At 60.7% G+C, this 14,832-nt stretch carries 10 protein-coding genes; 8 read left to right on the top strand and 2 right to left on the bottom strand.

Annotation, left to right across the window (positions count from 1 at the left end; genetic code table 11):
• Window positions 1-21 precede the first annotated feature (21 nt).
• The 7 genes from KVT38_RS22900 to pstB all read left to right on the top strand — a co-directional run bounded on the left by KVT38_RS22900 (window position 22) and on the right by pstB (window position 10,704).
• On the top strand, window positions 22-2,685 hold the full coding sequence (locus KVT38_RS22900; RefSeq protein WP_217596067.1) for an alpha-L-rhamnosidase: 2,664 nt from the start codon (window positions 22-24) through the stop codon (window positions 2,683-2,685).
• A gap of 211 nt (window positions 2,686-2,896) precedes the next feature.
• Complete coding sequence (locus KVT38_RS22895; RefSeq protein ID WP_217596066.1) at window positions 2,897-5,341, top strand: beta-mannosidase; 2,445 nt, start codon at window positions 2,897-2,899, stop codon at window positions 5,339-5,341.
• Between the two features lie 241 nt (window positions 5,342-5,582).
• The gene (locus KVT38_RS22890; protein ID WP_254639460.1) at window positions 5,583-7,004 is read left to right on the top strand and encodes a stalk domain-containing protein; all 1,422 of its coding nucleotides are present in this window, start codon (window positions 5,583-5,585) and stop codon (window positions 7,002-7,004) included.
• Between the two features lie 34 nt (window positions 7,005-7,038).
• A complete protein-coding gene (locus KVT38_RS22885) occupies window positions 7,039-7,893 on the top strand; it encodes a phosphate ABC transporter substrate-binding protein (protein ID WP_217596064.1) in 855 nt (284 codons plus the stop codon).
• A gap of 105 nt (window positions 7,894-7,998) precedes the next feature.
• Window positions 7,999-8,961, top strand: coding sequence for a phosphate ABC transporter permease subunit PstC (gene pstC, locus KVT38_RS22880; RefSeq protein ID WP_217596063.1), 963 nt, complete (start codon window positions 7,999-8,001; stop codon window positions 8,959-8,961).
• 122 nt (window positions 8,962-9,083) lie between these two features.
• Window positions 9,084-9,911, top strand: a complete 828-nt coding sequence (pstA, locus tag KVT38_RS22875; protein ID WP_368859152.1) for a phosphate ABC transporter permease PstA — start codon at window positions 9,084-9,086, stop codon at window positions 9,909-9,911.
• Window positions 9,912-9,939: 28 nt separating this feature from the next.
• Complete coding sequence (gene pstB, locus KVT38_RS22870) at window positions 9,940-10,704, top strand: phosphate ABC transporter ATP-binding protein PstB (RefSeq protein ID WP_217596089.1); 765 nt, start codon at window positions 9,940-9,942, stop codon at window positions 10,702-10,704.
• A gap of 569 nt (window positions 10,705-11,273) precedes the next feature.
• Here the strand turns inward: pstB and KVT38_RS22865 are convergent.
• A complete protein-coding gene (locus tag KVT38_RS22865; RefSeq protein ID WP_217596062.1) occupies window positions 11,274-12,773 on the bottom strand; it encodes an IMP dehydrogenase in 1,500 nt (499 codons plus the stop codon).
• A gap of 172 nt (window positions 12,774-12,945) precedes the next feature.
• Between KVT38_RS22865 and KVT38_RS22860 the strand changes: the two genes are divergently transcribed.
• Window positions 12,946-13,752 (top strand): alpha/beta hydrolase, encoded by an 807-nt coding sequence (locus KVT38_RS22860; RefSeq protein ID WP_217596061.1) that lies wholly within the window; start codon window positions 12,946-12,948, stop codon window positions 13,750-13,752.
• A gap of 80 nt (window positions 13,753-13,832) precedes the next feature.
• Here the strand turns inward: KVT38_RS22860 and KVT38_RS22855 are convergent, their stop codons facing one another.
• Entirely contained in the window at window positions 13,833-14,693 is an 861-nt protein-coding gene (locus KVT38_RS22855) for an alpha/beta fold hydrolase (RefSeq protein WP_217596060.1), read from the bottom strand.
• Window positions 14,694-14,832 lie beyond the last annotated feature (139 nt).

Genomic DNA, 14,832 nt, shown 5'->3' with positions numbered 1-14,832 from the left:
AAAAGCGAGAGGAGTCTGAGTATGCCGCTAACGATCAAGGAAACGACCTGCGAATATAAGCGTTGTCCGCTAGGCATCGACACGCTGCACCCGAGGCTGTCCTGGAAACTGGAAAGCGAAAAGCGCGGAGAAGTCCAAACCGGGTACCGTATCCAGGTCTCGGCAGGCGCTGCGAATTTTGACGGGCCGCTGTGGGATTCGGGCCGCGTAGAGAGCGAGGGATCCGTACTGGTCCCGTATGCCGGTCCGGAACTGCGCTCGCGGACGAGGTATTATTACCGGGTCAAGGCATGGGGGCGAGACGGAGCGGAATCGGCTTGGAGCGAGACGGCCTGGTGGGAGACGGCGCTGCTGTCCGCGGACGAGTGGCAGGCGACCTGGATCGGGGCGGACCCGGCCGCGTTCGATCCCGACGACGAACCGTCGCCGCTGCTGCGCAAGACGTTCGAGTTGAAGGGCGAGATCGCGGCGGCGCGCATTTACGCGACGGCGGCCGGCTTGTACGAGCTGCATCTGAACGGCGAGCGGGTCGGCGAGGATCTGATGGCGCCCGGCTGGACGAGCTACGCGAAGCGTCTGCAGTACCAGACGTACGACGTGACGCACGCGCTAGTAACAGGCGTCAACGCGATCGGCATCGCCTTGGGCAATGGCTGGTACAAAAGCGAATTGGCCAAAAAGAACAATCGGTACGGCGACCGCCGGGCGGCTTTGCTGCAGCTGCATATCATGTTTGCGGACGGGAGCGAACATGTCGTCGTCACCGATCCGTCCTGGAAGACGTCGACGGGCGGCATCCGATTCTCAGAAATTTACCACGGGGAAACATTCGATGCGCAGCTGGAGCCGGCCGGATGGCGTACGGCCGAATTCGATGATTCGGCATGGCATGCGGCGACGGCGGTCGAGCCGGGGACAGGTCGTCTTGTAGCGCAGGAGAATTGGCCCGTTCGCGTGACGGAGCGGCTCCTGCCCGTCGCGCTGCTGCGGACCCCGACGGGCGACACGGTGCTGGATTACGGCCAGAACTTAGTCGGTCGCGTGCGGCTGCGGTTGAACGTACCGGCAGGGACAACGATCAGGCTCAGGCATGCCGAGATTTTGGATCGCGACGGCAACGTGTATTATGGCAATCTGAGGGGCGCGCGGCAACAGCTCGTCTATGCGGCTTCTGGCGAAGCAGGCGAAACGTATGCCGCCGCATTTACCTTTTTCGGCTTCCGCTACGTCCAGGTGGAGGGGTACCCCGGCCAAGACGAGGCGGGGCTGCCCTTCGAGGCGTTCGAAGCCGAGGTCGTCCATTCCGATATGCCCGAGACGGGCAATTTCGAATGCTCGAACGAGCTGATCAACCGGCTGAACCTCAACATTCGCTGGGGACAGCGGGGCAACTTCCTCGACGTGCCGACGGATTGTCCGCAGCGCGACGAACGGCTCGGCTGGACGGGCGACGCGCAAGTTTTCGTGCGGACGGCGGCCTTCCTCTATCAGGTCGGACCGTTTTTCGCCAAATGGCTCCACGATCTGGCGGCAGATCAGCATCCGGACGGGGGCGTGCCGTTCGTCGTTCCGAACGTGCTTCAGGGCCACTCCTCGGCGGCATGGGGCGACGCGGCCGTCATCTGTCCGTGGACGATCTATCAATGCTACGGAGATAAGCGTCTCCTCGAGGAGCAGTTCGATAGCATGAAGGCTTGGGTCGAATACATGCGCGCGCAGGGCGAAGACGAATATTTGTGGAATACCGGCTTCCATTTCGGCGATTGGCTCGGGCTCGACGCCAAGGAGAACAGCTACATCGGCGCCACGCCGAAGGACTTCATCGCCACCGCCTATTACGCCTATTCGGCTCGCCTGGTCCGGGACGCGGCCGTCGTATTGGGCAAAGCCGCCGACGTCCGCTATTTCGGCGAGCTGTACCATCGCGTCAGCGACGCGTTCCGGCACGAGTTCGTCACGCCAGGCGGCAGGCTCGCAGCGCCTACGCAGACCGCGCACGCGCTGGCGCTCGTCTTCGGGCTCGTCGAAGGCGAGGTCAAGACGCGGGTCGCCCGCGAGCTGAACGAGCTGGTCGTGAAAAACGATTATCATCTGACGACCGGATTCGTCGGCACGCCGTATCTTTGCTTCGCGCTGTCGGACAACGGCTATCACGACACGGCGATGAAGCTGCTTATGCAGGAGAGCTACCCGTCCTGGCTGTATCCAGTCAAGCAGGGCGCGACGACGATCTGGGAGCATTGGGACGGCGTGAAGCCGGACGGAACGTTTTGGAGCGAGCATATGAACTCCTACAACCATTATGCCTACGGCGCGATCGGCGACTGGCTGTACCGCCGCGTTGTCGGCCTGGACGCGGGAGACGGAGGGACGGCGTACCGGGACATCCGCATCGCGCCGCTGTTCGGGGGATCGGATCTGAGCTATGCGGCCGCGACGCTCGAATCGCCGTACGGCACGATTCATTCGGGGTGGCGTCGCGCGGACGACGGGATCGCGCTCGACGTGGCGCTGCCGACCGGCACATCCGCCACGGTACGACTACCCGTCGCCGATGTCGCACACATCCTGATTGACGGCAAGCCGGCCGACACTTCGGAAGACGCAGCGGTCCTGCATACAGGGGAAGGATTCGTAGAACTAAGGATCGGCTCGGGTCGATACAAATTAACCTGCCCGGCATGAGCAGAGCGCAGCCGACGCTTGATCCCATTTATTGACGATTTGCCTCCGCGCGACAGCCGGGGGCATTTTCGCGTTTCTTAAGATTTGTAAACTATTTATTCGAATAAAAGGTCAAATTACAATAACAATTAGCCTAAATTTTGCTGATCGAATACGGTACAATAGGGCAAGAATAAAAATATCGAGCCTACCGGGATTAGGAGTAAAACACATGACTACGTTGTTGTTGAACGGAAGCTGGACGCTCTCGAACGAGCGCACCGGCGAGCGCTATCGGGCCTCGGTGCCCGGATTCGTGCAGAAGGACCTGATGGAGCAAGGGGTTCTTGCCAATGAATTCGATACGTTGTTCGAGCCGAAAATCGAGTGGGTCGAATTCGACGATTGGACCTATACGCGCGAGTTCGCGTTAGGCGAAGACGAGCTGTCCCGCGACGCGCTCGAACTGGTGCTCGAAGGCGTCGATACCTATGCGGAGATCACGCTGAACGGACAATTGCTCGGTTCGACGGAAAATATGTTCATCGCCTACCGCTTCGATATCAAAGGAATCGCGAAGACCGACAACAAGCTGTCGGTTCGCATCGCTTCGCCGACGAACACGCTGAAGGCGAAGGAGGCGGCGTTCGGCGAACCGCTGAACCAGTGGAACAGCATTCCCGCGCGGTTGTTCGGCCGCAAGGCGCAGTACGGCTATGGCTGGGACTGGGGTGCCAAAGTCGTGACGGTCGGCATTCACAAGCCGGTGTCGATCGAAGCCTACGACGTCGTGCGTACGGACAGTCTCGGCTATGCGATCACGCATCTGACGGATCGGAAGGCGATCGTGAACGCGTCGTTCAAGCTAGCGGCAGCCGGCACGGAAGCGGTTGAAGCCGCGCTCCGCTACCGGATTTTCGACGGGGACACGGTCGTCGCCGAGCGGACCGAGCGGGTCAGCCTGGACCCGGGCGTCGGCGCTTACGAAGCGGCGCTCGAGATCGTGCAGCCGAAGCGCTGGTACCCGATAGGCCACGGCGAGCAGGCGCTGTACAGGCTGGAGGCGTCGGTGCTGGACGAGGGCGGGGAAGCGGTCGCGACGATGTCCCGCGCGGTCGGTCTCCGCGAGATTCGCATCGACATGCCCTACGACGAGCAGGGACGCAAGTTTATCATCCAGGTGAACGGCGTGCCTATCTTGTGCAAGGGCATCAACTGGATTCCGCTGAAGCTGTTCCCGAATCTGGACACCAGGGAAGAGTACGAGGTCGAGATCGAGCGCATCGCGGCGGCCAATATGAACATGATTCGCGTATGGGGCGGCGGCACTTACGAAAATCACGATTTCTTCGACGCCTGCGACCGTCTCGGCGTCATGGTATGGCAGGACTTTATGTTCGCTTGCGGCGACTATCCGGACGACGACGCATTCAGCGCGCTCGTGCGCAAGGAAGCCGACTACGTCATCTCCGAGTTCGGCAGCCATCCAAGCATCGTGCTCTGGTGCGGCAACAACGAGAACCAGGTGTTCGTCGAGCGCAGCCGCGCCCGCCGCTTGCACGGCTACGGCGAAAAGCTGTACTTCGAGGTGCTGCACGACGCCTGCGCCGTTGACACACTGCGGCCGTACTGGCCGGCGAGCCCGTATTCGCTCACATTCGACCACACGAAGCTCGAAGGCAATTACGGCGACCTGCACTCCTGGTACGTGTGGGGGCAGACGCATCCGTACGAGGAGTATCGTCAGGTGAACGGCCGTTTCCTGTCCGAGTTCGGCATGCAGTCGTATCCGTCCAATCTCCTGCTGAACATGGTCGATCCGAGCTGCACGCTGCGCGATCCGAAGCTCGACGCGATGCAGAAGGCGCCGAACGGCATTCAGCGCTTGTTCTATTATACGGTCGGCGACTACAAGCTGCCGGCTTCGAAGGATGAGTTCGTGTACGTCAACCAACTGCTGCAGGCGAACGCCCTCCGGTTCGGCGTCGAGCACTGGGTATCGCGGATGCCGGACACGTCCGGCGCGCTTATCTGGCAGTGGAGCGACCTGTGGCCGTCCATCAGCTGGGCGCTCGTCGACTACGCCAAGGTGCACAAGCCTTCCTATTTTTATATGAAACGAAGCTTTCAATCGCCCAATGCGTACGCCAAGATCGCGCCGGGTGTCGCCGAGGCCGAACTGTACCTGATTCACGACCACGGCGACTTCGAAGGACGCATCGTCGTCGAGTTTTACGATCTGGACACGGACAGTGTCGTGCAGTCCGTCGTGAACGAGGTGCGAGGGACGGGTCACCGGTCGACGCTCGTCGGCACGTTTTCCGTGGCAGGCTTCGATCCCGCAAGGACGATCGTCTGCGTCAGCCTGTATCAAGGCGAGACGCGTCTGGCCGCGAACACGTACCTGCTGGGCAAGCCGCATCAGCTTGCGCTGAAGCCTGCGGCCGTGCACGCGACGCAAGAGACGCTTAAGAACGGAGATACGCGCTTTACGCTGACGACAGACACGTTTGCCAAGGATGTGGGGCTTGTCGATCTGCCCGGCACGCTTTCGGACAACTACTTCGATCTGCGAGCTGGCGAAAAGCGCGACATTATCCTTAAAGGCGGGCTGCCGGAAGGCATAGAGGTTAAGGTCGCCTGCTTGAATCAGGTGAAGACGCTCGACTACGTATAACGCAAGCGACATACAAAAAGCAGGCCGATTTGGCCAACCGGGTCCCGGAGACGCCCCCGCATGGGAGCGATCGCCGGGACTTTTTGCGTTTAAATCGCAACTGAAGTCCCGACTTCGTCCGAATTGATAACGCGCGGAAAAATTTACATATCCAAAATATAGGCCATCATCCCGGTTTACAAAGCCTGCCTATAATGAGTTACAGATCAATCAAAAGAAGGGTGACTGGGCGCACATGGTGATGAAGAAAGCAATCGCGGCAACGATTCTGGTAGCGGCTTTGGGTACGGCGGCGGCAGGAACGGCAGGCGCGGCGCAAGCGGGCTCGGCGGTTTCCGCCAAAGCGGTCACGGCAAAAGCCGTAGCGCTGACGGTCAAGCCATCCGTATTCGTCGTCAACTACAACGACGTGCAAGTCCGCACGGCGCTGTCGAACGGAGAGACGCTGGTGTCGGTACGCGATCTGAGCGCTGCGATCGGCGCTAAGCTGTCGGCCGTGAACGGCTACACGACGGTTACGCTGGATTCGCATTCCTTTGCTTTTAAGACGGGGGTCAAGCAAGCATCGGTCGACGGCAGCATCATCAATTTGAACCAGGCGGCCAGGGTGCTGGACGGAACGGCGTTCGTAGCGGTCAAGCCGCTCGTACAAGCGCTCGGCGGCACAATGGCGCTGATGAAGGACGGTAAGCTCGCCATCAACACGATCAAGCTGCTCGCTGGCGGCGACAACGCGCGCTTCGTAAGCGCGAGCCAAGCGATCGTCTCCGTCGAGTCGGACGCGAAGCGCACGGACTATCTGGTGGACGTGGCGACCGGCAAGTCGGCCGAGCTGCTCTCTTCCGAAGGCGGATCGGACCTGGTCGTCGCGCCGGGCGGCGCCAAGGCAGCTTATACGGACGCAGAAGGCGCCGTATACGTGATCGACCTGGCGAGCAAGCAAACGAAGCAAATCACGGCCGACACGTCGATCAAGACCGAGCTCGTATGGTCCGCCGACGGCTCCGCGCTCTACTTCCTGCAAGGCGACAAAGGCTCGGTCATCGCCAAGGTAGACATCGCGACGGGCACGATCTCGAAGATCGTCGAAGACAAGGTCGATTACAAGTCCGCGCTGTCCGTCTCGCCGGACGGCAAGAAGTTCGCGTACCTGGTCACGACGCCGCCAAAGGCGACCGCAGACGGCACGGATCTGGACAAGGATACGGTCGACATCGACGCGAGCGGCGAGCAGGTGCAAGTGAACCTGTACGATACTTCGGCCGAAAAGCCGGCGGCTGTCGCGCTGACGTCGGCGAAGGACGACAAGCTGTTCGTGGTCTCGGCTGACGGCAGCACGGTTTACTACGTAAGCGTAGCAGACGAAAACGCGAACGCCACGGTCGTATCGGTCGACAAGGACAAGAAGACGACTACGCTGCTGGCCGAAGGCGACGTAGAAGAGCTTGTCCTGTCCGGCGGCAAGCTGTACGCCCTGACCGCGGTGAGCGACGCCCAATCCGCGATCTACGAGGTCGATCCGGCTACGGCAGCCAAAACGCAGCTGTACAACGTGCCCGCTTCGGCATCCGGTCTTGCCGTGAACGGCTCGCAAATCATCATCGCTCTGGAAGACGGCCTGTACGTGAACGCGAACGGCGCTTGGAAGCCGATCACCCGATAATCTTTTTCCAAATACGAGAGGAGCACTTATTCTTATGAAAAAATGGTTCAAACCCGCCGCGCTGATCGCGCTCGCGGTCTCCCTTACGGCCGGCGGTGCGTCCGTCGCATCCGCGGCAAGCTCGCTTAAAGGCAAGATTGTCATTAACGGCTCCTCGGCGCTGCTGCCGCTGACGCTGCAAGCGAAGAGCGAATTCCAGAAGCTGAATCCGAAGGTCAAGATCTCGGCATCCGCGGTCAGCTCCATCGCAGGTCCCCAATCGGTCCGCAAAGGCATCGCCGACATCGGCGCGGTAGACTGGGACGCATCCGTCGACGTGCCGGGCTTCAAGAAGTTCGACGGCCAAGTGGCCAACCCGGTCGCCGTCACCGTATTCGCGGCCGTCGTCAACAAAAACGTCGGCGTCAGCAACCTGACGACCAAGCAGCTGCAGGACATTTTCTCCGGCAAGGTTACGAACTGGAAAGACGTCGGCGGCTCGGACGCCAACATCGTCGTCGTCAATCGCAAGTTCGGCTCCGGCACGCGCGTCAACTTCCAACTGAAGGCGCTGGACGGCAAGGACTTCATGACGAAGGGCGACAACTACAAGGAAACGGGATCGAGCGGCGACATGAAGACCGCCATCGAAACGACGCCTAACGCGATCGGCTACATCGACCTGCCTTACGTGACCGACAAGATGAAGGCTCTGTCGATCAACGGCGCAGCGCCGACGGAGAAGAACGTATTGAACGGCACGTACAAGGTATGGGGCATCGGCTACTTTATGACGAAGGGCCAACCGACAGGCGCGACGAAGGCGTTCATCGAGTACATCCAAAGCGCCAAGTTCCAAAACGGCTCGCTCAAAAAGCTGAAGTTCATCCCGCTGGCCGCCGTCAAGTAATCGAAGCGGATTCGATCGTCACACGCCATCAAGCCGGCTGCAGCGTCAAAGCGCTTAAGGCCGGCTTTTTCTTTACGTTTTGACCTCGGAGAGGAGATTCGTCCTATGCTTGAGATGAACGCGCAAAGCCGCGTCATCGCGCCGGCGGAGCTGGGCAACAGCTTGCGCCAAACCGGCGGCGATCCGCTTGACCGCAGATCCCGGCTTAAGTTTTTCAATTCGACGTTCAAGGTGGTCTGCGTATCCGCGGCCGTATTCGTTTGCCTTGTCCTGTTCGGCATCTTGATCCTGATGTTCAGGACGGGTGTCATGACGTTCGAAACGGTTTCGTTCAAGGAATTTTTCTTTTCCGCCGATTGGGACCCCGAAAACGGACACTTCGGCGCGCTGCTCTTTATTTTCGGCACGTTCGCCTTGACCACGCTTACGCTTGTGCTCGCCGTTCCGATCGCCGTCCTGATCGCCGTGTTCCTGGCGGAGATCACCCCGGTCTGGCTTCGCGGGACGCTGCGTCCCATCATGGACCTGCTCGTCGGCATCCCATCCGTCGTCTACGGCTATCTTGGCCTCACAATTCTGATCCCGATGCTGCGCGAGCTGACCGGACGCGATCTGGCAGACGGACTGCTCGCCGCGGCAATCGTGCTGGCGATCATGGTGCTGCCGACGATCGCCCGCATCAGCGACGACGCGATCTCCGCCGTGCCTAAAAAATACAGGGACGCCTCGTACGCGCTCGGTTCGACGCGCTTCCAGACGATATTCCGCGTTGTACTGCCTGCGGCCCGCAGCGGCATCGTGTACGCAGTCATCCTCGGCATGGCGCGTGCGATCGGCGAGACGATGGCCGTCGTCATGGTTATCGGCAACACGCCGCAGCTCGCCGACAGTCTGTTCACGCCGACCGCCGTACTCACGAGCAACATCGTCATGCAAATTACGAGCGTGGAGTTCGACTCGACGTGGAATTACGCGCTTTACCTGATGGGCTTCCTGCTGCTCGCGATCTCGCTGCTGCTCATCGTCGCGGTCCGTCTGCTGCAAAAGAAGGGAGCGAAGGCTTCGTGAGCGACTCCTCCAAAAACGGCGCGCCGATCGCGCCGGCACCCGGCTCCGATCCGGGAGCCGCGGCCGTTCGCCGCGCGAACGCGTTCGCGAGATCGTCAAGCGCGGCCGCCCGCAACGACCGGATATTTAACGTTTTCGTGTGGGCGCTGGGTATTGTCGTCATCTTGTTTATTCTCGGCCTGCTGTTCATGCTGCTGCGCAAGGGCTTGCCGAATCTGACCTGGGACTTCCTGACCGGGCTGCCGAGCGAGATCGAAGAAGGCGGGGGCATTGGCCCGGCGCTGTTCAACTCTTTTTACATCCTGTTCCTCTCGCTCGCGATCTCGATCCCGCTCGGCATGGCCGCTGGCATCTACCTGGCGGAGTTCGCGCCGGACAACCGCTTTATCGCTTTTATCCGCATATGCGTCGAAGGTCTGTCTTCGGTGCCGTCGATCATTTTCGGCCTGTTCGGCATCTCCCTGTTCGTCGATATTTTCCATCTCGATCTGACGATCTTAGGCGGCGCGGTCAGCCTTGCCTTCCTGAACCTGCCGATGCTGACGCGCGTGACCGAGGAGTCGCTGCGATCGGTGCCGACGGAGCTGAAGAATGCCTCATTCGCGCTCGGCTCCACGCATTTGCAGACGATTCGAACCGTGCTCATCCCGGTCGCCTTGAACGGCATCATCACCGGCATCTGTCTGACCGCCGGACGCGCCTTCGGCGAGAGTGCCGTCATCATATTGACGGCTGGCGTAACTACTTCCGGCGAGCTATGGGACTTCAATCTGCTGTCGCCGGGCGAGACGCTTGCGGTGCACCTGTGGTACGTCCAGTCCGAAGCGATCGTGCCGGACGCCGGCGACATCGCCCAAAAGGCGACGGCCGTGCTTATTATGATCGTATTGGCCATCAATCTCGTATTCCGTTTGCCGCTATGGATGAAGGCGCGCAAAATGAAAGGCTAGCTATTTTTTCGCACTCAAGGAGGAATTTATCGTGCAAGCAACGGCGCTCATCGAAATTAATAAACTGAATTTGTTTTACGGCGCTTTTCAGGCACTCAAGCAAGTTTCTCTGGAAATTCCGCAGCGGGCGATTACCGCCTTTATCGGCCCGTCGGGCTGCGGCAAGTCGACGCTCCTCCGTACGCTGAACCGGATGAACGACATGATACCCGGCGCGCGGGTGGAGGGCAGCATCGAGATCGGCGGAACTGATATTTACGGCGGAGACGTGCATGTGGAGACGCTGCGCAAAAAGGTCGGTATGGTGTTCCAGCAGCCGAATCCGTTTCCCAAGTCGATCTACGACAACGTGGCGTACGGGCCGCGGCTGCATGGCATCACGAAGCGGCGCGAGCTTGACGAGATCGTCGAAAACAGCCTGCGCTCCGCGGCGCTCTGGAACGAGGTCAAGGACCACCTGAAGCGCTCCGCGCTTAGCCTCTCGGGCGGTCAGCAGCAGCGCCTATGCATCGCCCGCGCGCTGGCGGTCGGTCCCGACGTGCTGCTCATGGACGAGGCGACGTCGGCGCTCGATCCGATCTCCACGATCAAGATCGAGGAGCTCGCGCAGGAGCTGAAGGACCGCTACACGATCGTCATGGTCACGCATAACATGCACCAGGCGGCGCGCGTCTCCCACCAGACCGTCTTCTTCCTGAACGGAGAAGTCGTCGAGTACAGCGCGACGGAAAAGCTGTTTTCCGACCCGTCCGACCAGCGGACCGAGGATTATATTAGCGGGCGATTCGGCTGATGCCGGGTGAACAAGCGTTTTGAGCTCAAGGCGAAGTACAGCCTTGGGTTTTTCTTTTATTTTGGAAGCCGTTGTACCGGGCGAGAAGGGACTTGGTTGGCCCGATACTCGCCGCCCGCCGCAGCCTAGTATGCCTTTTTCGCCCGCTCATGCCATTATCCCATTCGCTCAGGCGGCGCATTTCCTAGATTCGCTATATCTGGCCGGACGGTGAAGACTTTAGATGAAAGAGGGGGAGATTCCAATCCGATTAGGGGCCTAGGAGAAAGTGTATGGCAGCAGGTCTTTGTCGGAGAAATAGAGTGTTTTATGGTGAAGATCCTGCATTTTTGCGCGATGGGCGAAATTGCTTATGGCTGCTGGAATCAATCGTGTACTTTTGCGCGATAGCTGGTCCGGAATTTCGGCGAATAACCTCATCCTGAACGAATGGGATAATGGCATGCAGGAGAAAAATTGGCATCGTTCGTGGCGAAGGCAGGCGATTCTGGCACGTCTAATCCGTCAAAAATTTAAATTTAAATCGGCCCGCGTTCCGTCGCCGGAACGCGGGCCGAAGCTCGTATGCATCAATCCCCGGACAAGCCGGTTTCTTTGATCATGACGTCGTGCGCGCCGCCTTCGACGAGGCTGGTCGCGGACACGAGCGTGATGCGGGCCTCGCGCTGCAGCTCGGGGATGCTGACCGAGCCGCAATTGCACATCGTGGACTTGATTTTGCCGAGCGTCTTGTCGAGATTCTCCTGCAGGCCGCCCGCATAAGGCACGTAAGAGTCGACGCCTTCCTCGAACAGCAGGTTTTCCTTGCCGCCGCTGTCGTACCGCTGCCAGTTGCGCGCGCGATTCGAGCCCTCGCCCCAAAATTCCTTCACAAAGTTGTTGCCGACCTTCAGCTTGCGCGTCGGACTCTCGTCGAACCGGGCGAAGTAACGGCCCATCATGACGAAGTCGGCGCCCATGGCCAGCGCGAGCGTAATGTGGTAATCGTGAACGATACCGCCGTCGGAGCAAAGGGGGACATAGATGCCGGTCTCCTCATAATAACGATCTCTCTCCTCGGCAACCTCGATCAGTGCGGAAGCCTGGCCGCGTCCGATGCCCTTCTGCTCGCGGGTGATGCAGATGGAGCCGCCGCCGATCCCGACCTTGACGAAGTCGGCGCCGGCCGCCACGAGATACCTGAAGCCTTCGCGGTCGACGATATTACCGGCGCCGACCGGGATGTCGAAGTTCGACTTGATATATTCGATCGTATCGCGCTGCCATTCGCTGTAGCCGTCGGAGGCGTCGATGACGAGGATGTCCGCGCCGGCCGCGACGAGGGCGGGCACGCGCTCTTCGTAGTCGCGGGTGTTGGTGCCGGCGCCGACGACGTAGCTTTTGTTGGCGTCGAGGAGCTGGAGGGGATATTCCTTGTGGGCGTCGTAGTCTTTGCGGAAAACGAGATGCTCGAGCCGCTGCGTCTCGTCCACGACCGGCAGGACGTTAAGCTTGTGCTCCCAGATGAGGTCGTTCGCTTCCGGGAGCGTGATGCCCGACCGGCCGCAGACGAGCGAGGCGAAGGGCGTCATGAACGCTCGGATCGGCTTGTCTGCAGGGTCGCGGCTGTCGCGGTAATCCCGGCTCGTGACGATGCCCAGCAGCTTGCCGCGCGGCGTGCCGTCGTCCGTGATCGCGACGGTCGAATGGCCGGTCGACGCCTTGAGCGCCTTGACGTCGGCGAGCGTGTGATCCGGCGTAAGATTGGAGCGGCTTACGACGAAGCCGGCCTTGAACGCTTTGGCTTTGCCGACCATTCGGGCTTGCTCGGCGACGGACTGGGAGCCGAAGATGAACGAGATGCCGCCGCTGCGGGCGAGCGCGACCGCCATGACGTCGTCGGACACGGATTGCATGACGGCGGAGGAGAAGGGGATGTTGAGCGACAGGCGGGGCTGCTCGCCGCGGCCGTGCTTGACGATCGGCGTTCGGAGCGAGACGCGTTCGGTCGTGCAATCGCGCCTCGTCAGGTTCGGAATAAGCAAATATTCGCTGAACGTGCGCGAAGGTTCGGTATAATATTTGGCCACAGTCTATCGTCCTCCCATAGCTCTCGCTCGATAAATTTTAACAATAGTAGCACGAGCGCGCGGGCTTGGCAACGGATGATTGCGAATTGCGGCGAATCTATCGGCAAATGGAGAGCGTTGTGCTAGGATATAGGATGATGAAAGACGATTCTTATTCGATCGAGGTGCGAAAATGTCAGCGCTTACCCCAGATGAACGGCTTCTCTGGCCGGACGGAGCTCCGTATGCCGAGGGCGAGGGACCGGAGGACCGGCCCGCCTTATTTCCTTATTTGCTGGAGGGGACCGGTCGTCCGGTCGTCATCGTAGCCCCGGGCGGCGGTTACGGCATGCGAGCCGACCATGAAGGCGAACCGATCGCGAGGTGGTTGAACGGACTCGGCATATCCGCGTTTGTGCTGCGCTATCGCGTCGCGCCTTACAAGCACCCTGCGCCGCTTGCCGACGCCCTGCGCGCCGTTCGCATGGTGCGGGCCCGCGCCGCCGAATTCGGCATCGACGCGGGCCGGGTCGGTCTGCTCGGATTTTCGGCCGGCGGCCACCTGGTCGCTACGGCAGGCACGCAGTGGGAAGGTCCGAATCCCGAAGCGGCTGACGAGATCGAGCGCGCTTCGGATCGGCCGGACCTGATCGTGCTCTGCTACCCCGTCATTACGCTCAAGGACCCGCACACGCACGCGGGCAGCCGCCAGAATCTGCTCGGCGAGTCGCCGGATGCCGCGCTCGTAGCTGCGATGTCCGCGGAGAGCCGCGTGACGGCGGAGACGCCGCCGGCCTTTCTGTGGCATACGTCGGACGACGCCGCGGTTCCGGTCGAGAACAGCCTGCTGTTCGCGGCCGCGCTGCGGGAGAAGGGCGTGCCGTTCGACCTGCATGTATACAGCAAGGGCGCGCACGGCATCGGATTGGCGGAGGACCATCCGTTCGCGTCCGGCTGGACGTCGGCTGCGGCGGCCTGGCTGAAGACGCAAGGATTTTAAGTCGCGAAGGCTATCCGCAAAAGAAGGCTTGCGCCGGACGATCATCCGGAGCAAGCCTTCTTTACGCATAGGCGCTGCTATTATAAAATCGGCGTCTGTTCGGGCGCTACCTCGATCGGCTCGGGCACGACGACCGTATCCGCGAGAAACGCCGTCAAGCGCTCGCTGAACAGCTGCGGCTCGTCGAACAGCAGCGCGTGTCCGCTTTCCTCGAAGCGATGGAGCGCCGATCCCGGGACGAGGCGGTGCATCTCCTCGGCCAGCCCGAACGGACAGATCTCGTCCTGGACCCCGTGGAAGATCGCCGTTGGAACGCGAATGAGCGGCAAGTCCTCCCTCAGGTCTTCGGTGCGAAGCGACTCCAGCGCTTTGTAGGTGCCGACGGCGGACGCTTCGAAGGCGAGCGACTGCAGCCAGGCGGCCATGCCGGCGCTCGGCTTGGCGGCCGTCAGCATTTTGCCGAATTGGGCGGCGAGCGCCGGCCGGTCGGCGTACGCTTGCAGGATCATATCGTCGACCTTGTCCGGCGGCGTGCCGAGCACAAAGTCCTCGCGCTGCACGAACGAAGGCGCGGCGGCCCCGACAAGCAGCAGCTTGGAAATACCGTGTCCTAAATGGCGGGCCATGTAGCGGACGGCGACGGCTCCCCCGAGGGAAAAGCCGACAAGCGTGGCGCCGGTAATGCCAAGCCGATCGATCACCGCCTTCACGTCGTCAGCCAAGCTGCAGTAGTTATAGCCGTCCCACGACGCGTCGGACTTGCCGAAGCCGCGCAGATCGATACCGATGCACCTGTAGCCGAGCCTTGGGAGCTCAAGGAATTGATATTCGAACATCTTGTGATTGAGCGGCCAGCCGTGAAGGAAGATGACGGGCGTGCCGGCTCCGATATCCTCGACGAAAATACGGATACCTTGTTCGCTTTCCACATAGTGCGACATCGCGATCCCTCCTGCTCCATCTAATTGAAATAGACTTGTGATCCGTTCAAGGGTCCTTACCCCCATCCAAGCAACCTCACGCTGATGCAGATCAAGACAAGTTCCGGAGGGACTATGCCGCCTCGGGTCTTGTCCTGAA

The organism is Cohnella sp. GbtcB17 (genome assembly GCF_019091135.1).
Lineage (GTDB): Bacteria > Bacillota > Bacilli > Paenibacillales > Paenibacillaceae > Cohnella.
Note: the sequence above shows the minus strand (reverse complement) of the source record. Positions and strands in the feature narration are given on the sequence as shown.